Source organism: Cupriavidus sp. 22TCCZM04-2, assembly GCF_057798895.1.
Map to the genome: position 1 here is coordinate 217923 of NZ_JBYOJS010000005.1, position 26367 is coordinate 244289.

The 26367-nt window shown below is 66.5% G+C and carries 20 protein-coding genes; 15 read left to right on the forward strand and 5 right to left on the reverse strand.

What is annotated here, in order from left to right; genetic code table 11:
* Positions 1 to 5 precede the first annotated feature (5 nt).
* From dprA to AC3FKG_RS11025, 3 genes are all read left to right on the forward strand, one after another.
* Positions 6 to 1118, forward strand: a complete 1113-nt coding sequence (dprA, locus tag AC3FKG_RS11015) for a DNA-processing protein DprA (RefSeq protein WP_483709909.1) — start codon at positions 6 to 8, stop codon at positions 1116 to 1118.
* Positions 1119 to 1197: 79 nt separating this feature from the next.
* Positions 1198 to 1602: a thioredoxin family protein gene (locus AC3FKG_RS11020; RefSeq protein WP_488743065.1), complete on the forward strand. Its 405-nt coding sequence runs from the start codon at positions 1198 to 1200 to the stop codon at positions 1600 to 1602.
* Positions 1603 to 1749: 147 nt separating this feature from the next.
* Positions 1750 to 4437, forward strand: a complete 2688-nt coding sequence (locus tag AC3FKG_RS11025; RefSeq protein ID WP_488743066.1) for a DNA topoisomerase III — start codon at positions 1750 to 1752, stop codon at positions 4435 to 4437.
* Positions 4438 to 4490: 53 nt separating this feature from the next.
* On the opposite strand, the gene AC3FKG_RS11030 is transcribed toward AC3FKG_RS11025, so the two are convergent.
* Entirely contained in the window at positions 4491 to 5396 is a 906-nt protein-coding gene (locus tag AC3FKG_RS11030; RefSeq protein WP_483709913.1) for a LysR family transcriptional regulator, read from the reverse strand.
* A gap of 189 nt (positions 5397 to 5585) precedes the next feature.
* Here AC3FKG_RS11030 and AC3FKG_RS11035 point away from each other — a divergent pair, with 189 nt between their 5' ends.
* On the forward strand, positions 5586 to 5843 hold the full coding sequence (locus tag AC3FKG_RS11035) for a hypothetical protein (RefSeq protein ID WP_488743067.1): 258 nt from the start codon (positions 5586 to 5588) through the stop codon (positions 5841 to 5843).
* Between the two features lie 263 nt (positions 5844 to 6106).
* On the opposite strand, the gene AC3FKG_RS11040 is transcribed toward AC3FKG_RS11035, so the two are convergent.
* From AC3FKG_RS11040 to AC3FKG_RS11050, 3 genes are all read right to left on the reverse strand, one after another.
* Complete coding sequence (locus tag AC3FKG_RS11040; RefSeq protein WP_483709916.1) at positions 6107 to 6562, reverse strand: hypothetical protein; 456 nt, start codon at positions 6560 to 6562, stop codon at positions 6107 to 6109.
* Between the two features lie 198 nt (positions 6563 to 6760).
* Positions 6761 to 6955, reverse strand: a complete 195-nt coding sequence (locus AC3FKG_RS11045) for a YbdD/YjiX family protein (RefSeq protein WP_211946023.1) — start codon at positions 6953 to 6955, stop codon at positions 6761 to 6763.
* 25 nt (positions 6956 to 6980) lie between these two features.
* Entirely contained in the window at positions 6981 to 9053 is a 2073-nt protein-coding gene (locus tag AC3FKG_RS11050) for a carbon starvation CstA family protein (protein ID WP_483709918.1), read from the reverse strand.
* A 397-nt stretch (positions 9054 to 9450) separates the two neighbouring features.
* Between AC3FKG_RS11050 and AC3FKG_RS11055 the strand changes: the two genes are divergently transcribed.
* Together AC3FKG_RS11055 and AC3FKG_RS11060 are read left to right on the forward strand one after the other, a co-directional pair.
* Positions 9451 to 10857 carry a cache domain-containing protein gene (locus tag AC3FKG_RS11055; protein ID WP_488743068.1) on the forward strand — a complete coding sequence of 469 codons (1407 nt, stop codon included), beginning with the start codon at positions 9451 to 9453 and terminating at the stop codon, positions 10855 to 10857.
* Positions 10854 to 11552 carry a response regulator gene (locus AC3FKG_RS11060; protein ID WP_488743069.1) on the forward strand — a complete coding sequence of 233 codons (699 nt, stop codon included), beginning with the start codon at positions 10854 to 10856 and terminating at the stop codon, positions 11550 to 11552. The genes AC3FKG_RS11055 and AC3FKG_RS11060 overlap by 4 nt, the downstream gene beginning before the upstream one ends.
* A gap of 80 nt (positions 11553 to 11632) precedes the next feature.
* Here AC3FKG_RS11060 and AC3FKG_RS11065 read toward each other — a convergent pair whose 3' ends face one another.
* The gene (locus AC3FKG_RS11065) at positions 11633 to 13489 is read right to left on the reverse strand and encodes a phosphoenolpyruvate carboxykinase (GTP) (RefSeq protein ID WP_488743070.1); all 1857 of its coding nucleotides are present in this window, start codon (positions 13487 to 13489) and stop codon (positions 11633 to 11635) included.
* A gap of 487 nt (positions 13490 to 13976) precedes the next feature.
* Here AC3FKG_RS11065 and AC3FKG_RS11070 point away from each other — a divergent pair, with 487 nt between their 5' ends.
* From AC3FKG_RS11070 to AC3FKG_RS11110, 9 genes are all read left to right on the forward strand, one after another.
* Positions 13977 to 15002, forward strand: coding sequence for a D-2-hydroxyacid dehydrogenase family protein (locus AC3FKG_RS11070; protein WP_483709923.1), 1026 nt, complete (start codon positions 13977 to 13979; stop codon positions 15000 to 15002).
* A gap of 216 nt (positions 15003 to 15218) precedes the next feature.
* Positions 15219 to 16391 (forward strand): MFS transporter, encoded by a 1173-nt coding sequence (locus AC3FKG_RS11075; RefSeq protein WP_483709925.1) that lies wholly within the window; start codon positions 15219 to 15221, stop codon positions 16389 to 16391.
* Positions 16392 to 16519: 128 nt separating this feature from the next.
* Positions 16520 to 17155 carry an MOSC domain-containing protein gene (locus tag AC3FKG_RS11080; RefSeq protein ID WP_488743071.1) on the forward strand — a complete coding sequence of 212 codons (636 nt, stop codon included), beginning with the start codon at positions 16520 to 16522 and terminating at the stop codon, positions 17153 to 17155.
* Between the two features lie 268 nt (positions 17156 to 17423).
* On the forward strand, positions 17424 to 18665 hold the full coding sequence (locus AC3FKG_RS11085; protein WP_488743072.1) for an efflux RND transporter periplasmic adaptor subunit: 1242 nt from the start codon (positions 17424 to 17426) through the stop codon (positions 18663 to 18665).
* A 3-nt stretch (positions 18666 to 18668) separates the two neighbouring features.
* Entirely contained in the window at positions 18669 to 21866 is a 3198-nt protein-coding gene (locus AC3FKG_RS11090) for an efflux RND transporter permease subunit (protein ID WP_488743073.1), read from the forward strand.
* Positions 21867 to 21931: 65 nt separating this feature from the next.
* Positions 21932 to 22783, forward strand: a complete 852-nt coding sequence (locus AC3FKG_RS11095) for a ChaN family lipoprotein (protein WP_483709930.1) — start codon at positions 21932 to 21934, stop codon at positions 22781 to 22783.
* A 274-nt stretch (positions 22784 to 23057) separates the two neighbouring features.
* Positions 23058 to 24026, forward strand: a complete 969-nt coding sequence (locus AC3FKG_RS11100; protein WP_483709931.1) for a tripartite tricarboxylate transporter substrate binding protein — start codon at positions 23058 to 23060, stop codon at positions 24024 to 24026.
* A 264-nt stretch (positions 24027 to 24290) separates the two neighbouring features.
* Positions 24291 to 24764 carry a tripartite tricarboxylate transporter TctB family protein gene (locus AC3FKG_RS11105; protein ID WP_483709932.1) on the forward strand — a complete coding sequence of 158 codons (474 nt, stop codon included), beginning with the start codon at positions 24291 to 24293 and terminating at the stop codon, positions 24762 to 24764.
* A 28-nt stretch (positions 24765 to 24792) separates the two neighbouring features.
* Positions 24793 to 26307 (forward strand): tripartite tricarboxylate transporter permease, encoded by a 1515-nt coding sequence (locus tag AC3FKG_RS11110; RefSeq protein WP_488743074.1) that lies wholly within the window; start codon positions 24793 to 24795, stop codon positions 26305 to 26307.
* The last annotated feature ends 60 nt before the right edge of the window (positions 26308 to 26367 follow it).

Genomic DNA, 26367 nt, shown 5'->3' on the forward strand with positions numbered 1-26367 from the left:
GTCTGGTGCCGGCCGCCGCATGGCCGGACGCGGATGACACGCTGGCGTGGCTGCGACTGGCCAGCGCTCCGGGCATCGGACCGGTGACGGTGCGCCTGCTGCTGGCGGCATTCGGCCTGCCGCAGCAGGTATTCGCCCAAAGCGTGGAGGCGCTGTCGTCGGTGGTGCCGCGCAAGCTCGCCGCAGCGATTCTGGCTGCGCCCGGCGCCACCTTGAGCCAGGCGCTGGCCAAGACCATGGCGTGGCTGGAGCAACCCGGAAACTATCTGCTGACGCTGGTCGATCCGCGCTACCCGGTGCGCCTGCTCGACCTGACGGACCCACCACCGCTGCTATATATCAAGGGCGACCCCGCCGCGCTGGCGCGGCCAGCGCTTGCCATCGTCGGTGCGCGCGATGCCACGGCGCAGGGCAAGGCCGATGCCGAGGCGTTCGGCCGGTCCTTCTCCCAGGCCGGCCAGACGGTGGTTTCGGGGCTTGCGCGGGGCGTGGATGCGGCGGCCCACGAGGGCGGCCTGGCGGGCGAAGGCGGTACGGTGGCGGTGATCGGCACCGGCGCCGACCGGGTCTACCCTGCGCGCCATCTCGACCTGGCGCACCGCATCGCCGAACACGGCGCGATCGTCAGTGAGTTCCCGCTGGGCATGCAGGGGTTCAAAGACAACTTCCCGCGGCGCAACCGCCTGATCGCGGCGCTCGCCCGAGGCGTGCTGGTGGTGGAGGCGGCGGCCCGGTCGGGTTCGCTGATTACCGCCCGTCTCGCTGCGGACCTGGGCCGCGAGGTATTTGCCATTCCGGGTTCCATCCACGCGCCGCTTTCGGGCGGATGCCACTTCCTGATCCGCCAGGGGGCCAAGCTGGTCGAGTCGCCACAGGACGTGATGGAAGAGTTCGGCCTCGCGGTCGGGCCGGAGAAGGTGGCGAACGCAGCACTGCCACGGTCCGACGCGCCGGATGATCCCTTGCTCGCCATGCTGACACACGAGCCCGTCACCCTTGACACGTTATGCGAGCGCAGCGGGCTGGCACCGGAAACGCTGGCGACCCGGCTGCTCGAGCTGGAACTGGAGGGGCGCGCGGAGCGTCTACCGGGGAACCTCTTTCGCGGTCTGTCCTAGACTTCGCCAGTGGCCCCGGACGTATTGCCGATACAATCGGCGGTCCTCGGTGTCGCAAGAGGCTCATGTTTGAACCGTAATGACCGTTTACTTTCCCGAACGTGACGTTGCCGCCATCGGCGCAGCGCTGTCCGACCGCCCGCAAGGTCGGCTGGTCGCCTGTCTGTGCGCGCAATGGTGCGGGACATGCCGCGATTACTTGCAGGCGTTCTCCACGCTGGCCGCGCGCCATCCGGAGGACTGCTATGTGTGGATCGATATCGAGACGCATGCGGACCGGCTTGACGACATCGACATTGAGAATTTCCCCACGCTGCTGGTCCAGCCGGTGGCCGGCGGCCCGGCGCAGTTCTACGGCACGGTGCTGCCGCATATCGAGGTACTGGAACGGATGCTCGCGCGGGGCACGACCATGCCCGGTGTGCAGGCAGATGTCCCGGAAGTGCTGGAGTGGTTGCTTGCCGGGGGACGGTGCGCCGCGTAGCGGCGGATTTCACACCGGTGCGGCTGGCTTGCACCGCCGTTGAAACCGCGCTTATGATTGGCGCCTCAATGCCCCCCGTGGGCGATGTCACCTTATATTGCTGTGCAAATCGCGCGTTGCCGGAAGCAACCCGCAAGGACCCGTTCAATGTCAAAAGCCCTCATCATCGCGGAAAAGCCATCGGTCGCGGCCGATATCGCCCGTGCCCTCGGGGGCTTTACCAAGCACGACGAGTACTTTGAAAGTGACGACTTCGTGCTGTCGTCCGCCGTGGGCCACCTGGTGGAGATCGCCGCGCCCGAGGAATACGAGGTCAAGCGCGGCAAGTGGAGCTTCGCCAACCTGCCGGTGATCCCGCCCCACTTCGACCTGCGCCCGATCGCCAAGACCGAGTCGCGCCTGAAGGTGCTCAACCGCCTGATCAAGCGCAAGGACGTCACCGGCCTGATCAATGCCTGCGACGCGGGGCGCGAAGGCGAACTGATTTTCCGGCTGATCGCCCAGCAGGCCAAGGCCAAGCAGCCGATCCGCCGGCTCTGGCTGCAATCCATGACGCCGCAGGCGATCCGCGACGGCTTCGCCAGCCTGCGCGAAGACCAGGACATGCTGCCGCTGGCCGATGCCGCGCGCTGCCGGTCCGAGGCCGACTGGCTGGTCGGCATCAATGGCACGCGTGCCATGACTGCCTTCAACAGCAAGGGCGGCGGCTTCTTCCTGACCACCGTCGGCCGCGTCCAGACGCCGACGCTGTCGATCGTGGTGGAGCGCGAGGAGAAGATCAAGCACTTCGTGCCGCGCGATTACTGGGAAGTGCACGCCGAGTTCATCGCCGCAGCCGGCCTGTACGAAGGCCGCTGGTTCGATCCGAAATTCAAGAAGAGCGAGTTCGATCCCGAGGCGCGCGAGTCGCGCCTGTGGAGCGAGGCCGAGGCGAAGAGCATCGTCGCCGCGTGCCGCGACAAGCCCGGCACTGTCACCGAAGAATCGAAGCCGTCCACGCAGCAGTCGCCGGCGCTCTTTGACCTGACCACGCTGCAGCGCGAGGCCAACTCGCGCTTCGGCTTCTCGGCCAAGAACACGCTCGGCCTGGCGCAGGCCCTGTATGAAAAGCACAAGGTCCTGACCTACCCGCGTACCGACGCGCGCGCGCTGCCCGAGGACTACATGGAAACGGTCAAGCAGACCATGACCATGCTGTCGGACAGCTCGCCCAACTACCTGCCGCACGCGAAGAAGATCCTGTCGCAGGGCTGGGTCAAGCCGAACAAGAAGATCTTCGACAACAGCAAGATCAGCGATCACTTCGCTATCATCCCGACCCTGCAGGCGCCCAAGAACCTGTCGGAGCCGGAGCAGAAGCTGTACGACCTGGTCGTGCGCCGCTTTCTGGCGGTGTTCTTCCCGGCCGCCGAGTTCCAGGTCACGACTCGTATCACGGAAGTCGCCGGCCATCACTTCAAGACCGAAGGCAAGGTGCTGGTCAATCCGGGCTGGCTCGTGATCTATGGCCGCGAGGCGCAGGGCGACAAGGATGCCGCCAACCTGGTGCCGGTAGCCAAGGACGAGAAGGTCAAGACCGACAAGGTCGAGAGCGTGGGCCTGACCACCAAGCCGCCCGCGCGCTACAACGAAGCCACGCTGCTGTCCGCCATGGAAGGCGCCGGCAAGCTGGTGGACGACGACGCGCTGCGCGAAGCCATGGCCGGCAAAGGCCTGGGCACGCCGGCCACGCGCGCGGCCATCATCGAAGGGCTGCTCACGGAAAAGTACCTGGTGCGCGAAGGCCGCGAGCTGATCCCAACCGCCAAGGCGTTCCAGTTGATGACGTTGCTGCGCGGCCTGGGCGTGCTGGAACTGACGCAGGCCGAGCTGACCGGCGAATGGGAGCACAAGCTGTCGCAGATCGAGCGAGGACGCCTGAAGCGCGACGAGTTCATGCTCGAGATCGCGCAGATGACGCAGCAGATCGTCAAGCGCGCCAAGGAATACGACAGCGACACCATCCCTGGCGACTACGCCACGCTGGCGACGCCCTGCCCGCAGTGCGGCGGCCAGGTGAAGGAGAATTACCGCCGCTTTGCCTGCACCGTGTGCGAATTTTCGATCAGCAAGATCCCTGGTGGCCGCCAGTTCGAGATCAACGAGGTTGAAGAACTGCTGCTGAAGCGGGAAATCGGCCCGCTGCAAGGGTTCCGCAGCAAGATGGGCCGGCCGTTTGCCGCCATCCTCAAGATCGCCAAGGACGACGAAGGCCATTACAAGATGGAATTCGATTTCGGCCAGAACGATGACGAGGGCGACGGCGAGCCGGTCGATTTCAGCGGGCAGGAGCCGGTCGGCACCTGCCCGAAGTGCAGTGGCGCGGTGTTCGAGCACGGCATGAAGTATGTGTGCGAGAACAGCGTGGCCAGCCCGAAGACCTGTGACTTCACCACCGGCAAGATCATCCTGCAGCAGGAAATCAGCCGCGAACAGGTCGGCAAGCTGCTCAACGACGGCCGTACCGACCTGCTGACGGGTTTCAAGTCGTCGCGCACGGGCCGCAACTTCAAGGCGTTCCTGGTGAGGCAGGCGGACGGCAAGATCGGCTTCGAATTCGAGGCCCGCGAGCCCAAGGCCGGCGCCAAGGCATCGGCGAAGACTGCGTCGCGCACGGCCGCAAAGCCGGACGAAGCCGAGGCCGCTGCGGCCAAGTCGCCGGCGAAGAAGGCAGCCACCAAGACCGCCGCGACCAAGACCGCGGCCAAGACCGCGGCCAAGAAGGCGCCCGCCAAGACGGTCGCGGCCAAGAAGACCCGCGACGCGGGCAAGGCCACGGTCGAGGCCGAAGAGTAATGGTATAGGGCGGGGGGAGACGGCGCGTCAGCGCCTGCGTCCTCCCGATTGCCTTACGAAAGCTGCTCGCGGCCCCGGACGCCCTCTTCCAGCAGGAAGTCGATAAACGCCCGGACTTTGGTCGGCAGGAATTTGCGGCTCGGATAAACCACGCTGACATCGCGCCGCGGCAACTGGTACTGCGGCAGGACGTGCACGAGGCTGCCTGACTCGATATTCTGCTTGGCCAGGTAGGACGACAGCATCGCCACGCCCATATTCGCGAGTGCCGCTTGGTGCGCGAGTTCGGCATTGCTGCACAGCAGTCCAGGACGGATCGGCACCGTCACTTCGCCTTCGGGCCCAAGCAGCGTCCACTCGTGTTCCACGTTGGGCAGCCGCATGGCGATGCAGCGGTGATTGGTCAGCTCGTGCGCGTGCCGCAGCGGCGGGTGCATGCGGACATATTCAGGCGAGGCACACAGCACAATTTCGGCCGAGATCAGTGGCCGGGCCACCAGGTGCGAGCCGAGGCCCAGATCCGACAGCATGACCGCGACGTCCCGTCCCTCTTCCACGATATCCACGTTGCGGTCGGACAGGAGCACGTCGAAGACCACATCGGGGTACAGCTGCTGGAACCGCGCCATCAGGCTTGGTAGCAAGTGCAGTCCGAACATCACTGGAGTCACCAGTCGCAAGGTTCCCGATAGCGACTGGCTGCGCGCCGTCACCACGCCTTCGGCTTCTTCCACGTCTTCCAGGATCTGCTGGCAGCGCTGCAGGTAGGTTTCCCCGGCGTCGGTCAGCGACAGGCTGCGGGTCGTCCTGTTCAGCAGCCGCGTACCCAGGTGGCTTTCCAGGTCCGCCACATAGCGCGTCACGACCGCGTTGGACATCTCCAACTGCTGCGCTGCACGAGCAAAGCTGCCTAGCTCCACCACTTTGGCGAACACGCGCATCGATTGCAGGCGATCCATGACATAGTCTCCCGTCGTTCTCCTGAATTTTTCCTGGTTCAGGTGACTTTATTGTTGGAATCAGAACTAATCATTGTGCCAGGCGATATTTATTGATATGAGGGAAACGCCTAATATCTACCCATCGGATGCCGCATTGCAGCAACCTAGACTGCACAAACCGGCACCAAGTTGAAGAAACACTGAGCCATGAAAACCACCCGTCTTTCCCTGATCGCTATTGCCACCCTCGCCGCAGCCCTTTCCGCTGCACCGGCGTTTGCCAAGGCCGGCAAGTTCGACCCGTACGCAGATGGCGCCAAGGCCGGCAGCAAGTACGACGTCTACAGCGACGGCGCCAAGGCTGGTAAGTACGACGTCTACAGCGATGGCGCCAAGGCCGGCAAGTACGACGTGTACAGCGACGGCGCCAAGTACGATCTTTCTTCCGACCGCGCGCCCCTGTAATCGACAGGGCCCGCAAGCCGCGGTCCGGGGCCGTATCTCCCCTATGCGGCCCCTACCTCTCAACCTGGTCTCCACAGGTCGTTTGGAGAGCGTCTGACAGACCTCTCCTTGTTTATCCGGAGAAGAAGCCCGCACTGGTTTGCGGGCTTCTTTGTTTCTGTGTCCGGTCAGGAGGGACTGCTTCTGCCTGGCATTATGCCAGAGCACGCAAAGAAAAACGGGCCAGCGGCCCGTTCCTGGATCCTGCCCGGCTGAGGATGGGCTCAGTCGTCGTAATGATGGTGGTGCTTGTGCTTCTTATGCTTGTAGTGGCCACCACCATCGTAGTAGCGGCGGTCGTTCTCATAAGAATTGCTGCGCGAAACGTTGCCGCCCAGCGCTGCGCCTGCGCCACCGCCCACCGCCGCGCCGACCAGGCCGCCGGTGCGGCCGCCCATGGCGTTACCCGCCGCCGTACCTGCGCCACCGCCCAGCGCGCCGCCGATGATGGCACCCGTGCGCTCGCGCCGGTTGGACGTCACCGCCCCGCCCGCGCCGCCGCCAACGGCACCGCCGATCACGGCACCGGTGCTGCCGCCCAGGGCGCCGCCTACAGCCGCCCCTGCCACGCCGCCGAGGGCGCCGCCAAGGGCATTGTTCATGTCGCTCGCGAAGGCCGGCAGCGCGGACGCCGCCAGGGCGAGAGCCAGGGTCATATTGCGAACGGGATGGCGAGACATATCGTTTCCTTTCTTTGCCATGTTGTGCCGCAAGTGTAGAGAACGAGCCTCCGTCTTGCTGTAACCACGTGTAAAGCCATGTAACCCGCTGCTGAAACGTATGGTTTGAGCGACAACACGGCAGACGCGTGGATCCCGACGCCCAAAAAAACGGGCAACCCGAAGGTTGCCCGTTCCATCAGACCCAGCCGGTGCAGCTCAACAGCACTTGCCCTGCCCGCCGCCGTAGCGGGCTTCCTGGCGTTCGCGGAAGAACTCCTCGTAGGTCATCGGTGCGCGGTCCGGGTGGGTGCTTTCCATGTGGGCCACATAAGTCTGGTAGTCGGGCAGGCCGACCATCAGCCGCAGCGACTGCCCCAGGTAGCGTCCCATCGTTCCAAGTTGTTCCAGCATGGCGGGGCTCCTTTGAACCGGGCGATCAGGATTGTGCCGAGGCGGCTGCCGGCAGCGGCTCGAACGGCGTTTCCTTGTCGGTCGGACGGTTCGCGGCACGCGCTTGCATGGCGGTCTTGAAGCCGTAGACCACGATCGACAGCACCACGAACATGAACAGCGCGCACAGGCCGGCGTCCAGGTAGTCATTGAAGACGATGCGGTGCATCTGCTCCATGGTCTTGGCCGGGGCCAGCACCTTGCCTTCGGCGATGGCGGCGCTGAACTTGCCGGCGTGGGTCAGGAAGCTGACCTTCGGATCGGCATCGAACAGTTTCTGCCAGCCGGCGGTAAGCGTGCAGATCAGCAGCCAGATGGTCGGCAGCAGCGTCACCCAGGCGTACTGGCCGCGCTTCATCTTGACCAGCACGCAGGTGCCAAGCACCAGTGCCACGGCGGCCAGCATCTGGTTGGAGATACCGAACAGCGGCCATAGCGTATTGATGCCGCCCAGCGGATCGACCACGCCCTGGTACAGGAAGTAGCCCCAGGCCGCAACGGTCAGCGCGGTGGCGATCAGGTTGGCCGGCAGCGAGTCGGTGCGGCGCATGCTCGGCACGAAGCTGCCCAGCAGGTCCTGCAGCATGAAGCGGCCGGCGCGGGTGCCCGCGTCGACGGCGGTCAGGATGAACAGGGCCTCGAACAGGATGGCGAAGTGGTACCAGAACGCCATCATGGCCTGGCCGCCCACCACCTGGTGCAGGATATGGGCGATGCCCACCGCCAGCGTCGGCGCGCCGCCGGCACGCGAGATGATGGTGTTCTCGCCAACGTCCTTGGCAGTCTGGATCAGCACGTCAGGGGTGACGACGAAGCCCCAGGTCGATACGGCGTGGGCCACGGCGTCCGGCGTGGTGCCGATCACGGCGGCGGGGCTGTTCATCGCGAAGTACACGCCGGGCTCGATCACCGAGGCCGCCACCAGCGCCATGATGGCGACGAAGGATTCGGCCAGCATCGCGCCGTAGCCGATGAAGCGCGCGTGGCTTTCATTCTCCAGCAGCTTGGGCGTGGTGCCCGACGAGATCAGCGCATGGAAGCCCGACACCGCGCCGCAGGCGATGGTGATGAAGAGGAAGGGGAACAGGTTGCCCGACCACACCGGCCCGCCGCCCTGGGCGAACTGCGTGAAGGCCGGCATCTTGAGTTCCGGCGCGACGATCAGGATGCCGATGGCCAGCGCGATGATGGTGCCGATCTTCAGGAAGGTCGACAGGTAGTCGCGCGGCGCCAGCAGCAGCCACACCGGCAGCACGGCGGCGATAAAGCCGTAGATGATCAGCATCCAGGTCAGCGCCTTGCCGTCATACGTGAACAGCGGCGCCAGCACGGCGCTTTCATGCACGTACTGGCCGCCCAGGATGGCGAGCATCAGCAGCACGAAGCCGATCACCGACACCTCGCCGATGCGGCCGGGACGGATGTACCGCGTGTAGATGCCCATGAACAGCGCGATGGGAATGGTCACCGCCACGGTGAACGTGCCCCACGGCGAGCCGGCCAGCGCCTTCACCACAATCAGCGCCAGCACCGCCAGGATAATGATCATGATCATGAAGCAGCCGAACAGCGCGATCATGCCCGGCACCGTGCCCATTTCGGACTTGACCAGGTCGCCCAGCGAACGGCCGTCGCGGCGCGTGGAGATGAACAGGATCATGAAATCCTGCACCGCGCCGGCGAACACCACGCCGGCCAGGATCCACAGCATGCCCGGCATATAGCCCATCTGGGCGGCCAGCACCGGGCCGACCAGCGGGCCGGCGCCGGCGATGGCGGCGAAGTGGTGGCCGAACAGCACCGCCTTGTTGGTCGGCACGTAGTCCAGGCCGTCGTTGTGGCGCCAGGCCGGGGTCATGCGTTTCGGGTCCAGCTGCATGACCTTGTCGGCGATGAAGCGGCTGTAGTAGCGGTAGGCGATCAGGTAGATGCAGAGCGCGGCAACCACGATCCACAGCGCACTGACCGCCTCGCCGCGCGACAGCGCGACCGTGGCGAAGGCAAACGCGCCAAGGATGGCGACGGCCAGCCACACCAGGTGTTCTCCGATGCGATTCATAGTGAAGGTCTCCTCAGACCGGGGGATTTCGATAGCCTGCGGCGGCGAAGGACTGGTAACTGGCAGGTCGACGGCGGGCGCGCGCCTGAGGGCGGGCAGCGGGGCAATCCGGCGGTGAGGGTGTCTCTTCGGATCTTGCTGCTGCTCGCCCGGTTCTTGTCGTTTCCGGGTCTCGTCTTGCAGGCAGGCAATGCACCATCCGGGTGGGCGGCGCACCAGCTGCGTCGACGCACGCGCCTTGTTGGGGCGGCTCAAGCGTCCGGCGTGTAGTATTGACACCCGCCAAACCCCGCACAAGCGCGTAACTACGCAGCACTTCTGCGTAGTACTACGCAGATCGACGGTGGCATGCCGCCCACGCGGCATCGGTGTTTACCCCCGGTCGTCCGGTTCATGTATGAAACTCCGCCACAAGATCCTGTTGCTAGCCGTCGCGCCCCTGGCGGTGGCGATGCTTGGCATTGCGCTTGCCGTGCGTTTCCAGGCGACGCAGCTGGCGAGGCATGAGCGCGCGCTGGTCGAGTCGGCCTATCTCCAGAGCAAGGAAACCGAACTGCGCCACTACGTAGAGCTGGCGCAGAGCGCGATCGCGCCGATGGTGCGTTCGGGCCGCGCCGACGCCGCCACGCGCCAGGCCGCCATGGACGCACTGGCGCGGCTCGACTACGGGCCCGACGGCTACTTCTTCCTGTATGACCTGCAGGGCCGCAACCTGATGCATCCGCGCCAGCCAGAACTGGTCGGGCAGGACTTGTGGATGCTGCGTGACCCGCAGGGCGCCCTGACCATCCAGAAGCTGATTGCCGCGGCCAAGGCCGGCGGCGGCTCGGTGCGCTACCTGTGGAGGAAGCCATCGTCCCGGCAGCTCGCGCCCAAACTCGGCTACGTGGTGGCCGTGCCCGAATGGGGCTGGATGCTCGGCACCGGCATCTACCTGGACGATGTGGAAAACACGTTGCGCCAGCTCGATGCGCGCGCCGCGACCGATATCCGCGAGACCATGGCGTGGATCGGCGTGATTGCCGCGGTCAGCATCCTGCTGGTGGCGGCGAGCGGCCTGGCCCTCAATATCAGCGAGCACCGCGAGGCCGACGCCAAGCTGCGCCAGCTGGCGCAGCGCGTGGTCCAGTCACAGGAAGAGGAGCGCGCGCGGCTGTCGCGCGAACTCCATGACGGCATCAGCCAGTTGCTGGTGTCGGTCAAGCTGGTGCTGGAAGCGGCCGCCAACCGGTTGCGCCTGGCGCCGGCAGAAGGCGCGGCGGTGGCGCCGGTTCTCGGCATGGCGCTGAACCGGCTCGACACGGTATTCAACGAGGTCCGGCGCGTGGCCCGCAACCTGCGGCCCGCCCTGCTCGATGACCTCGGCCTGGTTGCCGCGCTGGAGCACCTGGCGCGCGAGATGCAGGGCGGCAGCCACCTGCAGATCAGCGTGACCCAGGCCGGCACGCCGCGCGAGCTGCCTGACGAACAGGCCACCGCGTTGTACCGGATCGCCCAGGAGGCCCTGACCAATGTCGAGCGCCATGCCGGCGCCCGCAAAGTCACGGTGGCCCTGGCTTTCGATGCCGACGCGACGCGCCTGACCGTGCGCGACGATGGCCGCGGGTTTGACGTGGCCCGCATGCAGGTCGATCCCCGGCGTGGCATCGGGCTGCGCAATTTGCGCGAGCGGATTGCGGCGCTGGGCGGGCAGTTCGGCATTGTTTCGGGCATGGGCGGCACGGAACTGGTAGCCGCGCTGCCGCTCGTGAAAGTACAGGCGCGGCCCGTCGTCCCCATTCCGGAAGAACCTTCGCAGTCATGACCCAGATCCCCGACCCGGCCGAAGGCCAATCCGGCCACGCCGCTGATACGCCTGCGCGCGTGCTGCTGATCGACGACCATGCGCTGGTGCGCGACGGCATGCGCATGCACCTGGCGCTGCAGCCCGGCCTGCGCGTGGTGGGCGAGGCCGACGGCGGGGAAGCCGCGCTGGCGTGGCTCGATCGTGCCGGCGCGGCCGAGCGCCCGGACCTGGTCATCACCGACATCGGCATGCGCGGCATGGGCGGCATTGCGCTGACGTGCGTGCTGCATGAGCAATACCCTGAAATTGCCGTGCTGGTGGTCAGCATGCATGACAACCTCGAATACGCGCGCCAGGCTGTGCGTGCCGGCGCGCACGGCTATGTGTTGAAGGATGCCCCTGCGGAAGAACTGATGGCCGCCATCGAGGCGGTACTGGCGGGGCGCGTGTTCTACAGCGCGCGCATTGCGCGCGGCATGGCGGAACAGATGCCGGCGGCGGGCCCGCTGGACGCCCTGACCAAGCGCGAACGCGATATCCTGGGCTACATCGGGCGCGGCATGGCCAACAAGGAAATCGCGGCGCAGCTGGGTGTGTCAGTGCGCACGGTGGAGACCCATCGGCTCAATCTCAAGCGCAAGCTGGGTATCGAGGGCCGGGCGGGGTTGGTGAAGTATGCGGTGGAGCAGTCGGGGGAAAGCGAAGGGGGATAGGCAATAAACCCTCGGTTTGCGCCCCTCTCCCCCAACCCCTCTCACGCAAGCGGGAGAGGGGAGTCAGGCAGCGGCAAGAATCAACCTTCCAGCCGCTTGCCCAGTGCCGCCCGCGTTTCGGCCAGCGCCTGAGGCAGGTTGTGCTTGAGCTGCGTGAACAGTTCGTCGTGCAGCACCAGCTCCTGCTTCCAGGCGTCGACGTCGATCGAGGTAACCTGCGCGAACTGCGCCGGCGAGAACTCCACGCCGTTCCAGTTCAGGTCTTCATAACGCGGGCTGGTGCCGAACACGTGCTCGGCGCCCTGGCCCTTGCCGTCGACGCGGTCGATCATCCACGACAGCACGCGCATGTTCTCGCCGAAGCCCGGCCACACGAAGCTGCCGTCTGCGTCCTTGCGGAACCAGTTGACGCAGTAGATCTTCGGCAGCTTCGCGCCCGACGCTTCCAGCTTCTTGCCGAGCTCGAGCCAGTGGCCGAAATAGTCGCTCATGTTGTAGCCGCAGAACGGCAGCATGGCGAACGGGTCGCGGCGCACCACGCCTTGCTGGCCGGCGGCAGCGGCGGTGGTTTCGGAGCCCATGGTCGCGGCCATGTAGACGCCTTCGGTCCAGTTGCGCGCCTCGGTCACCAGCGGCACGGTGGTCGAGCGGCGGCCGCCGAAGATGAACGCATCAATGGGTACGCCGGCAGGGTTGTCCCAGTTCTCGTCGATCGACGGGCATTGCACCGCCGGCGCGGTGAAACGCGCGTTCGGGTGCGCCGCCTTGGCGCCGGTGGCCTTGGCGATTTCCGGCGTCCAGTCCTTGCCTTGCCAGTCGACCAGGTGCGCCGGCGCTTCCTTGGTCATGCCTTCCCACCACACGTCGCCGTCGTCGGTCAGCGCCACATTGGTGAAGATGACGTTTTCCTTCAACGTCGCCATGGCGTTGAAGTTGGTCTTCTCGCTAGTGCCCGGGGCCACGCCGAAGTAGCCGGCCTCCGGATTGATCGCGTACAGGCGGCCATCCTTGCCCGGCTTGATCCACGCGATATCGTCGCCGATGGTGGTGACCTTCCAGCCCTCGAAGCCCTTGGGCGGGATCAGCATGGCGAAGTTGGTCTTGCCGCAGGCCGACGGGAAGGCGGCGGCCACGTGGTATTTTTTGCCCTCGGGCGAGGTCACGCCCAGGATCAGCATGTGCTCGGCCAGCCAGCCTTCGTCGCGGCCCATGGTCGAGGCAATCCGCAGCGCGAAGCACTTCTTGCCGAGCAGCGCGTTGCCGCCGTAGCCCGAGCCGAACGACCAGATCTCGCGCGTCTGCGGGAAATGGACGATGTACTTGGTCGGGTTGCACGGCCACGGCACGTCTTTCTCGCCGGCGGCGAGCGGCTTGCCGACGGTGTGCACGCACGGCACGAAGTCGCCGTCGGTGCCCAGCACGTCATACACGGCCTTGCCCATGCGCGTCATGATGCGCATGTTGACGGCCACGTACGGGGAGTCGGACAGTTCCACGCCGATATGCGCGATCGGCGAGCCCAGCGGTCCCATCGAGAACGGGACCACGTACAGCGTGCGGCCGCGCATGCAGCCGTCGAACAGGCCGTTGAGCGTCTGGCGCATCTCGGCCGGGGCGATCCAGTTGTTGGTGGGGCCGGCGTCTTCCTTTTTGTCCGCGCAGATGAAGGTGCGGTCTTCGACGCGCGCCACATCGGACGGATCGGACAGGGCCAGGTAGGAATTCTTGCGTTTGGCCGGGTTCAGGCGCTTAAGCGTGCCGGCAGCGACCATCTGCTCGCAGAGGCGGTCGTACTCTTCTTGCGAACCGTCGCACCAGTGGATGCGCTCCGGCTTGGTCAGCGCGGCGATCTCGGCTACCCAGGCCACCAGTTTCTGGTTCTTGACCCAGGCCGGCACGTTCAACGCCGCCGTGCCTTGCATCGAGGGGTGGTTCATCCTGCAACTCCAAAATGTGTAAAGGGAAGGAAGGGGAAATCTTTTCAAAGCCCGACCTGAAACCAGCCAGGCCGATGCATGTCGCGGCGCACTTTTGCGGCTCAAGTCAGCGACTCGCACCGGTCGTCACATCCCGTTACAACTCCTCTGCGGCCCGGGTAACGCAAAGGGTCGCAGCAGTCCCTGCGCCTGCGCTAAAGTTGCGCTTCGCCCGCGCGGGGCTAGCTGCATGGGGCCAGCGGGCTTTGTCCGGCGGCACCGGATGTCGGGAGCCAAGCTCGACCGAACATTCCCCGGCGGCACCGGAACGGGCAAGGATACCACTGCCGCACACCGCTGTTTTTTGCTCCGCAGCATTGCCGGACCCCGATTCACGCATGGAATGTGCCGGCCCCGGATACCCGACAATAGCGCTGGTCGCGCGCGTGCTCCGTTGCCGCGCGCACCAATCCCGGGTCACCAGGCCAGCAGACAAAAAGAGTTGCCGATGAAGATTGCCGTACTCGACGATTACCAGGACGCCGTGCGCAAGCTGCCTTGCTTCAGCCTGCTGGAAGGCCACGACGTCAAGGTGTTCAACAACACCGTCAAGGGCGTGGGCCAGCTGGCCGCGCGCCTGTCGGACGTGGAAGCGGTCGTGCTGATCCGCGAACGCACGCGCATCACGCGCCAGTTGCTGGAGAAGCTGCCCAAGCTGAAGATCATCAGCCAGACCGGCCGCGTCGGCGCCGCGCCGAACACGCATATCGATGTCGATGCCTGCACCGACCGCGGCGTGGCGGTGCTCGAAGGCGCGGGCTCGCCGGTGGCACCGGCCGAGCTGACCTGGGCGCTGATCATGGCGGCGCAGCGCCGCATTCCGCAATACGTGGCCAGCCTCAAGCACGGGGCCTGGCAGCAGTCGGGCCTGAAGTCGACCACCATGCCGCCCAACTTCGGGCTGGGCCAGGTGCTGCGCGGCCAGACCCTGGGCATCTGGGGCTACGGCAAGATCGGCCGGCTGCTGGCTGGCTATGGCCGCGCCTTCGGCATGAACGTGCTGGTGTGGGGACGCGAGGCGTCGCAGGAAGCCGCCCGTGCCGATGGCCTGGCGGTGGCGGAGTCAAAGGACCAGTTCTTTGCCGACAGCGATGTGCTGTCGCTGCACCTGCGCCTGAACGACGACACGCGCGGCGTGGTCAAGCTGGCCGACCTGACCCGCATGAAGCCGACGGCGCTGTTCGTCAACACCAGCCGCGCCGAGCTGCTGGAAGAAAACGCGCTGGTCGCGGCGCTCAACCGCGGGCGTCCGGGCATGGCGGCGGTGGATGTGTTCGAGTCCGAGCCGATCCTGCAGGGCCACGCGCTACTGCGGATGGAGAACTGCATCTGCACGCCGCATTTGGGGTATGTGGAGCGGGATAGCTACGAGATGTACTTCCGCATTGCCTTCCAGAACATCCTGGATGTGCTGGCGGGGCAGCATGAGAGCATTGTGAATCCGAAGGCGTTGACGCCGGTACTGTCGCGCTGAGCCCCATCCAGCACCGCTGGTTTGCTCCCCTCTCCCCTTCGCGGGCCAGGGGAGCCTCCTTCCAATGGCGTCGGCAAAGGTCCGGCGCTTCAAGGCTTCCGCCCGCGGACGCGAATTTCGCGGAACCGCTACACTCGAGACTTCCCTGACCGCCGGCCGCAATGGCCCGCGGCGCGTCCCGACAACAACGACAAGGCGCCACGCGCCACCCCCGGCATGGACCCCAGGCTTGTGACGCTCTGCGTCGGCAATTTCATCATTGGCACCGGCGCGATGATCGTGACCGGCATGTTGAACGACATTGCCGCCGATTTTGGCCTGGGCGTGGCCAGTGCCGGCCAGCTGATCTCGGTGTTCGCCCTGGCCACCTGCGTGGGCGCGCCGGTGTTCGCCACGCTCGGTTCACGCATCGATCGCCGCCTGTTGCTGTCCGGCTCATTGCTGATCTACGCCGTGCTGCACCTTGCGGCCGCCCTGGCGCCGAACTTCGCCACGCTGATGGCGATCCGCTTCCTGACCGCGATCGGCGCGGCCATCTACACGCCGCAGACTGCCGCTACCCTGCCGCTGCTGGTCAACGCGCAGACCCGCGGCCGGGCCATCAGCTTCGTGTTCCTGGGCTGGAGCATCGCCAGCGTGGTCGGCGTGCCGCTGGGCACTTGGATCGCGAGCACGCTAGGCTGGCGCGTCAGCATGGCGGTGGTGGGCGTGCTGGCGCTGCTGGTGTCGGCGGCGGTCTGGCGCGCGTTGCCGCGCGGCCTTTACGTGCCGGCTGTGGGCCGCGAGGCCTGGAGCGCCGTGCTGCGCCACCGGCCGATCATGCTGGTGGTGGCCGCCACCATGATCCAGTCGGCCGGCATGTTCACGATGTTCACCTACATTGCCCCGCTGATGCGCGACGTGCACGGCATCTCGGGCGCTGCGCTGAGCCTGATGTTCCTGGCCTACGGCGCCTGCGGGGTCTTCGGCAATGCCATGGCGGCCTCCCGCATGGACCGGATCACACCCAGCCGCATCGTCCAGTTCGCGCTGCTGACGTCGATCACGGCGATGGTGCTGTGGCCGCTGGCGGGGCTGGGCACCGTGCCGCTGGTGCTGCTGTTCATGCTGTGGGGCGTGGGAGGCTTCGCTACCAACAGCGCGCAGCAGGCCCGGCTGGTGATGATCGCGCCGGACCGCGCATCGGTCTCGATCTCGCTCAACTCGTCGTCGATCTACCTCGGCCAGGCCATCGGCGCCATGGCGGGCGCGGCCCTGTATACAGTGGCCGGCACCGGTTCGCTGCACTGGGGCGCCGCGATACTGATGCTGGCGGCGCTGGTGATCTCGCAGCGGGCCCGCGCGCTCGGCTGCCAGTGGCCGCCGCGGCAGGTCCCGCAACAGGCCTGAGCGGCCCCGCCCGTCCCCGGGCCAGGTCTCGCTCCACAGCTTTTCCACAGTGTTGTCCAACGCACTGTCCACCACCTGTTCCCTGCGTTATCCACGGAGTTGTCCACAACTCGCGCGGCGGGGGCATCGTGAGCGAACCGAATGGAATCCTGAGTGGTGCACGCGTGCTGGCGATCAATATCGGCAAGGCCATTCCGCTGGTGGTATCCCGTGCCGGCACCGAGGCGGTGGTGATGTCCGGCATCCGCAAGCACCCGGTCAGCACGCTGGTCCACCCGTTGCGCGTGCAGGTGCGCCCGCAGGGCGTGGCCGGCGACGAGCAAGCCGACCTGGCCGTGCACGGCGGCCTGGACAAGGCTGTGTATGCCTATCCGTCCGAGCACTACGCGTGGTGGAACAAGCGCCGCCGCGCCGCGGGCCAGCCCGAGGCATACCGCGGACTTGCGTTCGGCGCCATGGGCGAGAACCTGACCATCGAAGGCCTGGTCGAGGCCGACCTGTGGATGGGCGACGTGCTGTACATCGGCAGCGCAGTGCTGCGCGTGGCGTCGCCCCGGCAGCCTGCATGCAAGTTCAACGCCGTGCTGGGCTACCGCCACGCCGTCGGCGACATGGTCGAGAGCGGCTACTCCGGCGTCTACCTGGGCGTGCTGCGGTCCGGCGAGGTGCGCGCCGGCGATGCCATCCATGTGCAGCATGGGCCGCGAAAGCTGTCGATCGACAGCATAAACCGCTCGCGTCGCGATGGCTGGCGGCTTTTCTGATAATGTTTGTGTCTTGATACAAGCAATCCGCCCCGCATCCGCCACGCCACCCCTCGTAGCAAGCCAAGCCAGGTCCGGATCACGCCGTTACCGCTGTAACGCGCTGTAATAGTCCGTGCTGGCTCCGCGGGGCGAACCGCTGTACTAGTAGAGGTTTGCGCGACACGTATCCGCCCGGCCCCGGGCTGCCCGTACCGGGCGGCCACGGCGGGAACAGAGGCGGGACGTCACCGGGGGGGCGCGCTGCAGCCAAGAGGGTCCACACAAGATGAAGACAGACAGGATCGACCAGCCCAAGGGGTTTGTCGACGGCAACTGGAGTGCATCCGCCGGAACCGGCCGTGGCCGGGTATCGCCGTGGGTGGTGGTGATCACCGTTGCGGTACTCGCCGCAGCGGGATGGTTTGCATGGCACACCTGGCTGGTACCGAAGCCCGTCGCCAAGGGGCCCGCGCCGGTGGCGGTCGCTACGGCACTGGTGACGCAGGGCGACGTGCCGCTGCAGTTCACCGCCAACGGCAATGTGACGGCGTTATCCACGGTCGAAGTCCGCCCGCAGGTCTCCAGCACCGTGCGCGCCGTCCACATCAAGGAAGGCCAGACCGTCAAGCCGGGCGACCTGCTGTTCTCGCTCGACACGCGCATGGACGAGGCCAACCTGGCCAAGGCCCAGGCGCAATTGCTGCGCGACCAGGCCGACCTGTCCGACGCGCGCCGCAACCTGGCGCGCAGCAAGGAACTGCTGGAGCGCAACTTCATCTCCAAGAGCGCGGTGGACACGGCCCAGGCCAAGGTGGACGGCTTCGAAGCCACCATCCGCGCCGACCAGGCCGCAATCGACGCCAGCCGCGTCGCGGTCAGCTACGGCGCGATCCGCGCCAGCATTGGCGGGCGCACCGGCGTGATCAATGTCTTCCCGGGCTCGATGGTGCTGCCCAACAGCACCGGGCCGATGGTGACCATCGCGCAGGTCCAGCCGATCGCCGTGACCTTCAGCCTGCCCGAGCGGCAGCTCGCCGCGCTGCGCGACGCGCTGCGTGCGGGGCCCGTGAAGGTCACCGCCCAGCCCAACGACGGCAGCAAGACGCCGGTGACGGGCAAGATCACCTTCATCGACAACACGGTCGATCCCCAGTACGGCACCATCCGCGTCAAGGCGCAGTTCGACAATGACGAGCAGCGCCTGTGGCCCGGCACCTACGCCAACGTCAGCGCCGTGGTGCAGACGCTCAAGGACGCGCTGTCGGTGCCGCCGCAAGCCGTGGTGACGGGGCCCGAAGGCCGCTTCGTCTACACCGTGCAGCCGGACAGCAAGGTCGCCCGCGTGCCCGTGAAGCTGCTGACCACCACCGCCACGTCGGCCGTGATCGAAGGCGTGCCGCCGGGCACGCGCGTGGTCGTGGAAGGCACGCAGAACCTGCGTCCGGGCGTGCTGGTGCGCGAAGTCGCGCCGACGCCTGCCGCTGCTGCCACGCCGGCGAGCGCGCCGGCCGCGGCCCAGGGGCACTAAGCCATGACGCTGTCCGAGCTTTGTATCCGCCGTCCGGTGATGACGGTGCTGCTGTGCATCGCGGTCATCGTCACCGGCATCGTGCTGTACCCGACGATCCCCATCGCCGCGTTGCCCAGCTTCAACTCGCCCGTGATCCAGGTCACGGCGACCTTGCCGGGCGCAAGCCCCGAAACCATGGCCGCCTCGGTGGCCACGCAGCTTGAGAAGCAGTTTGCGACGATCCCGGGCGTGAAGGTCATCAGCTCGTCGAACACGCTCGGCAATTCAAGCATTACGATCGAGTTCGACAGCGACCGCGATATCGATGCCGCGGCCGTGGACGTGCAGGCGGCGCTGTTCCGCGCGCAGCGTTCGCTGCCGATCGAGATGACGGTGCCGCCGTCGTACCGCAAGGTCAACCCGGCCGATGCGCCGGTGCTGCTGCTGGCGATCAACTCGCCGGCGATGAGCCTCGCCGAACTCAACGCCTTTGGCGACAACCTGATCTCGCCGACGCTGGCCACGCTGCCCGGCGTGGCGCAGGTGCAGGTGTTTGGCCAGAAGCGCTTTGCCGTGCGCGTGCGCGCCCATCCGGATGCGCTGGCCGCGCGCGGCCTGACGCTCGACGAGCTGGCCACGGCGCTGAACCGCGCCAATGCCAATACGCCGGTCGGCACGCTCGACAGCGCGCGCCAGACGCTGACGATCCAGGCCAATCGGCAGCTCGCCAATGCCGATGCGTTCCGCAACATCATCGTCGCCAGCCAGCCCAACGGCGCCCTGGTGCGCCTGTCCGACGTGGCCGAGGTCGAGGACAGTGTCGAGACCCTCAAGACCGGCAGCTGGCTCAATAACGAACGCTCGATCGTGCTGGCCGTGCTGCGCCAGCCGGATGCCAACACCGTGGCCGTGGTCGACGCCATCAAGGGCGCCCTGCCCCGCCTGGTCAGCCAGATGCCGGGCTCGGTCAACGTGGCGGTGGTCAACGACCGCTCCAACTCGATCCGGGAATCGATCCACGACGTGCAGTTCACGCTGGCGCTGACGGTGGCGCTGGTGGTGATGGTGATCTTCCTGTTCCTGCGCCGCGCCGCCGCCACGCTGATCCCCACGGTGTCGCTGCCGATCTCGCTGATTGGCACGGTGGCGCTGATGAAAGCGTTCGGCTACAGCCTGGACAACGTGTCGCTGCTGGCCATCACGCTGGCCGTGGGCCTGGTGGTGGACGACGCCATCGTGATGCTCGAGAACATCGTGCGCCATATCGAGGAAGGCGTGCCGCCGCTCAAGGCCGCGCTGGTGGGCTCGCGCGAGATGGGCTTCACCATCCTGTCGATCTCGATCTCGCTGGTGGCGGTGTTCATCCCGATCTTCTTCATGCCGGGCGTGATCGGGCTGCTGTTCCACGAGTTCGCCGCGGTGGTGTCGCTGTCGATCCTGGTGTCGGCGCTGGTGTCGCTGACGCTGATCCCGATGCTGTGTGCGCGCTTCCTGTCGGCCGAGAACGTGCCGATCGATGAGTCGCAGCACGCCTACGGCGATCACGCCGGCCATGCGCCGGCCGTGGTGCAGAAGCAGACGCTGGGGATGCGCTCGACGCAGTGGTTCGAGAACCTGTTCGAGTGGACGCTGCACAAGTACGCGCACGGCCTGGACTGGTGCCTGGCGCACCGGCGCGTGGTGTTGGCTGCCGCGGGCCTCACCTTCGTGCTGACTGCCGTGCTGTTCGTCAAGATTCCAAAGGGCTTCTTCCCCGAGGAGGACATCGGCCAGATCCAGGTGAACGCCGAAGGCCCGCAGGACATCTCGTTCGATGCGATGGCCGAGCGGCTGCGCGATGCCGCCGAGCGCATGCGCGCGAATCCGGCGGTGAAGAGCATCGTGGTGTCGATTGGCGGCGGCCCGTCGCCGGCGATCAACACCGGCCGCATGTTCATCGAACTCAAGCCGCTCGGCGAGCGGCCCAAGATGCCGAAGGTGGTGGAGTCGCTGCGCAAGGACGTGTCCGGCATCGCGGGACTGGCGGTGTACTTCTCGCCGGTGCAGAACCTGCGCCTCGGCGGGCGCCAGAGCAAGAGCCGCTACCAGTACACGCTGCAGAGCGTAAAGGCCGGCCAGCTGCAGGAGTTCAGCGACAAGCTCATGGCGAAGATGCGCGCGGACTCGATCTTCCGCGACGTCACCAGCGACTCGCAGCAGTCGGGCCTGGAGGCGCAGCTGTCGATCGACCGCGACAAGGCCAACGCGCTCGGCGTGCAGATGCAGGACGTGCGCACCGCGTTGTACTCGGCGTTCGGCGAGCGCCAGGTATCGACGATCTATACGCCGATCGACAACTACTACGTGATCCTGCAGGCCGCGGATGTCGATCGCCAGGACGAGAGCGCGTTCACCAAGCTCTACGTGCGCAGCAAGACCGGCCAGATGGTGCCGATCTCCGCGTTCGCCACCACCGAGCGCCGGGTCGGGCCGATTGCCGTGAACCACCAGGGCCAGCTGCCTTCGGTGACGGTGTCGTTCAACCTGGCCCCTGGTGCGGCGCTGGGCGAGGCTTCGGCCAAGATCGACCGCTATCGCCAGGACATCGCCATGCCGACCTCCATCTTCACGAGCTGGGGTGGCGACGCGGCGGTGTTCCAGTCGTCGCAGGCCACGCAGATCGTGCTGCTGGTGGCGGCCATCGCGGTCATCTATACGCTGCTGGGCGTGCTGTACGAGAGCTACATCCACCCGCTGACGATCCTGGCGGGCCTGCCGTCGGCCGCCATCGGCGCGCTGCTGACGCTGTTCCTGTTCAACGTGGAGTTGTCGCTGATCGCGACCATCGGCGTGCTGATGCTGATCGGCATCGTCAAGAAGAACGCCATCATGATGATCGACTTCGCGCTGGCCGCGCAGCGCGAGCAGGGCATGGCGCCGGCGCGGGCTATCCGCCAGGCATGTCTGCTGCGTTTCAGGCCGATCATGATGACCACGTTCGCCGCCGTGATGGGGGCGCTGCCGCTGGCGCTGGGCCTTGGCGCGGGTGCCGAACTGCGCCAGCCGCTGGGCCTGGCCGTGGTAGGCGGCCTGCTGTTCTCGCAGGTCATCACGCTGTTCATTACGCCGGTGATTTATCTGGCGCTGGACCGGTTCTCGGGTACCGGGCCGTTGCAGATCGACGCGGAAGGCAATCGCCTGGCCGAGCCGGTGCATGGCGAGGTGGCGCACCAGCATTGAGCCGTGGTGCCGTGCCCGCAGGCGCGGCACCGCTTTCGGATGTTCAAGCTCCTGGAGACCACTGCATGACTTTGCCTCGCATTGCCGCGGCCGCATTGCTCGCCACCGGTTGCGCCGCCACGCCGCCGGCGCCGGGTCCCGACGCGGTCAGCGCAGCATTCGCCGGCAAGTCCTACGTGCTGCTCGGTGAAGTCCATGACAACGCCGCCGGACAGCAGCAGCGGCTCGCCGCCCTCGCGCGCGCCGTTGAGCAGGGCTGGCGCCCCGCGATTGCCATGGAACAGTTCGACCGCGAACGCCAGGCCGACATCGACCGCGCACGGCGCGAACGCCCGACCGACGCCGACTACCTGATTGCGCAGGCCGGCGGCAGCGGCTGGCAGTGGCCGCTGTACCAGCCGGTGGTGGCACTGGCGCTGCAGTACGACCTGCCGCTGCTGGCCGCGAACCTGTCGCGTGCCGACGCGGCGAAGATCGTGCGCGCCGGCCTTGATGGCCTGTTCGCGCCCCAGCAGCGCGCGCAACTCGGCCTGACCGGTGCGTTGCCCCCCGACCTGGTGGCGGCGCAGACCGCGGTGCTGGACGAAGGCCATTGCGGCAATTTCCCCAAGGCGATGCTGCCCGGCATGCTGAACGCGCAAGCCGCGCGCGATGCCGTGATGGCCGCCACGCTGCGGCCCTACGCGGCGCGCGGGGCGGTGCTGATCGCGGGGAACGGGCATGTGCGCAACGACATCGGCGTGCCGCGGTGGCTGGGGGCCGGTGACGGCAAGGCGGTCAGCATCGGTTACCTCGAACGCGGCCACGGCAACCCGGCGGGCTTCGACCGCGTGGTAACCGTGGCGCCGGTGGAACGCGAAGATCCCTGCCGCGACGCCGTGGCAGGCAAGGCCATGCAGGCGCCCGCCGCACGCTGAATCGCCCGCCATCCACGTAAACCCCGATGCCATGGCTGTCAATCTGACAGCCTTTTGACAGTTTCCAACGCCTAGAATCCGGCACATGACTTGTCAACAGGTCATGCAGACATTCAAAAACAAGGCCGGCATGCCACGCGTGCAACGGACAGGAGACAGCGAGCTACGGTTTTTCGTGACGGTAGCCATCCCCTTTCTCCCGATTTCCGGACACGCTACGCCATGACGGCGAGCCGAAGATACGGCAAGAACATTCCAGGAGAAGGAGACCGTTATGCGCCGCTCGATTCAGCGTTTCGCCCACGTCGTCATGGCCTCGGCCGCCGTTGCGGCCACCGTCGCCGCCGCACCGGCCTTCGCGATGGACACCGTCAAGTTCATGATCGGCGCCAACCCGGGCGGCGGCTACGACCAGACCGGCCGTGGCCTGGGCGCGGCGATGATCGCCTCGGGCGTTGCCAAGACGGCCACCTATGACAACAAGGGCGGCGCCGGCGGCACCATCGGCCTGACCCAGTTCGTCAATACCGACAAGGCCAACCCCAACGCGCTGATGGTCGTCGGCGCGGTGATGGTCGGCGCCATCGAGACCAACCATCCGCCGGTCACGCTGAAGAACGCCACGCCGATCGCGCGCCTGTTCGCCGACACCATGGTCATCACCGTGCCGGCTGCCTCGCCGATCAAGTCGATCAAGGACCTGACCACGCAACTCAAGGCCAATCCGGGCAGCGTGAGCTGGGGCGGCGGCTCGAAGGGTTCGATCGACCACATCCTGGCCGGCCTGATCGCCAAGGACATCGGCGTCGACCCGAAGAAGATCAACTATGTGCCGTTCCAGGGCGGCGGCGAGGCCTCGGCCTCGATCCTCGGCGGTCACGTGACCGTGGGCATTGCCGGCGTCTCGGAATTCCTGCCGTTCATCAAGAGCGGCAAGATGCGCGCGCTGGCGGTGACCTCCAAGGACCGCACCGCGGATATCCCGACGCTCAAGGAGCAGGGCGTGAACGTCGAGATCTACAACTGGCGCGGCGTCTACGGCGCGCCGGGCACCACGCCCGAACAGCGCAAGGCCATGATCGACGCCGTGGTGAAGGCGACCGAGAGCAAGGCCTGGAAGGAAACGCTGCAGAAGAATGACTGGACGCCGTTCCTGCTGACCGGCGACGAGTTCGGCAAGTTCGTCGACAGCGAATCGGCCCGCCTGGGCGGCACGCTGCGCGAACTGGGCGTGGCGAAGTAAGCAGCAAAAAGGCGCCTTTGCGCGTCTTGCAGTACGGGTCCGCTGCCCCGCGGACCCAAGCAGTGCTGATGAGTTACCTGTCGTGCCTGCCGAAGCCACTGGTGTAGAGGGTGGCCCGGAAAACGGCGCGGGGCCCGGCGTCTGCCACCTGCGATACCCAAACCAAAACTACATGTCGCCGGGCCCTGCGGCCGCGCAGGAATCAGAAAGCCAGCGTCGCGGACGCCAGCCTCTCCCGGTTGGCGACAAAGGCAAGGAGTCTCCATGAAACCCTCCCATCTCGCCATCGGCATTGCCGTGCTGGCGCTCTCGCTGTTCTTCTTCCTGGGCCTGTCGGGCATTTCGGGTGAAGAAGGCTATGCCGGCCTGTCGCCGCGTTTCGCACCCACGCTGGTGGCGATCGGCCTGGCCGTATGCGGCGCGCTGCTGACCTGGCAAGGCGTGCGCGGCGGCTTCCGCAACATGCCGGAAGAAGATGCCGAACTGCCCGACGCCCCGCACAACTTCAAGGGCTTCCTGTGGGTCGCGGCGGGCCTGGTGCTGAACATGGCGCTGATCGGCACGCTCGGCTTCGTGCTGTCGTCCACGCTGCTGATGATCTGCGTGGCGCGCGGCTACGGCAGCCGCCGCATCGTGCGCGACGCCATCATCGGCCTGTGCATCACGCTGCCGATGTGGGCGCTGTTTGAATTCCTGCTCGGCATCAACCTGCCGCTGCTTCCCATCGCCGGCTTCTGAGCCCGCCAAGTCCAGCAAGGAGTCAAGCATGGATACCCTGAACCTGCTGATGCACGGCTTTGCCGTGGCCATCACGCCAATCAACCTGATGTGGGCCCTGGTGGGCTGCTTCCTCGGCACCGCCATCGGCGTGCTGCCCGGCATCGGCCCCGCGCTGACGGTGGCGATGCTGCTGCCGCTGACGGCCAAGGTCGAACCTACCGCTGCGCTGATCATGTTCGCCGGCATCTACTACGGCGCGATGTACGGCGGCTCGACCACCTCGATCCTGATGAATACGCCGGGCGAGTCGTCCACCATGGTCACGGCCATGGAGGGCAACCTGATGGCCAAGAATGGCCGCGCTGGCCCGGCACTGGCTACGGCCGCGATCGGCTCGTTCGTGGCCGGCACCATCGCCACCGTGCTGCTGTCGATGTTCGCGCCGGTGGCGGCGGATGTCGCGCTGGAGTTCGGCCCGGGCGAATACTTCATGATCATGTTGCTCGCGTTCACCACGGTCTCGGCCGTGCTGGGCTCGTCGCTGCTGCGCGGCATGACCAGCCTGTTCCTGGGCCTGGGCATCGGCCTGATCGGCATGGATTCGCTGTCGGGCCAGACGCGCTATTCGATGAACATCCAGGAGTTGTACGACGGCGTCGATATCGTGGTGGTCGCCGTGGGCCTGTTCGCCGTGGGCGAGGCGCTGTTCAATGCGTTCTTCCCGCAGCCGGAAGGAACCTTCAACAAGCTCAGCTCGGTCCACATGAACAAGTCGGACTGGAAGCGGTCGGTGCCGGCGTGGATCCGCGGCACCATCATCGGCTTCCCGTTCGGCCTGATCCCGGCCGGCGGCGCGGAGATCCCGACGTTCCTGTCCTACGCCACCGAAAAGAAGCTGTCGAACCACAAGGAAGAGTTCGGCAAGGTCGGCGCCATCGAAGGCGTGGCTGGCCCCGAGGCCGCCAACAACGCCGCGGTGACGGCTACGCTGGCCCCGCTGCTGACGCTTGGCATCCCGACCTCGAACACCACCGCGATCCTGCTGGCGGCGTTCCAGAACTACAACCTGCAGCCGGGCCCGATGCTGTTCCAGACCTCGGGCGACCTGGTGTGGGGCCTGCTGGCGTCCCTGTACATCGGCAATGTGATGCTGCTGGTGCTGAACCTGCCGGCGATCGGCCTGTGGGTGCGCATGCTGCGCGTGCCGACGCCGCTGCTGTACGGCGGCATCCTGATCTTCGCGGGACTCGGTGCCTACGGCATCCGCCAGTCGTGGTTCGACCTGCTGCTGCTGTTCGTGGTCGGCCTGCTCGGCATGGTCATGCGCCGCTTCGACTTCCCGACCGCGCCGGTCATCGTCGGCCTGATCCTCGGCCCGATTGCCGAGAAGCAGTTGCGCAATGCGCTGTCGATCGGCCAGGGCGACTGGAGCCTATTCGTGAAGCAGCCGATCTCGGCCACCATCCTGGCCATGACTGTGGCCGTGGTGGTGATTCCGCGCCTGCTGCGCTGGCATGCCAACCGCCCGTCTGCGCACGAACAGGCGGACAATGCGGCGTGATAAGCTGCCCGCTGCCATAAGCTGAACGAAGCCCGGCGCTCTCGCGCCGGGCTTCATGCA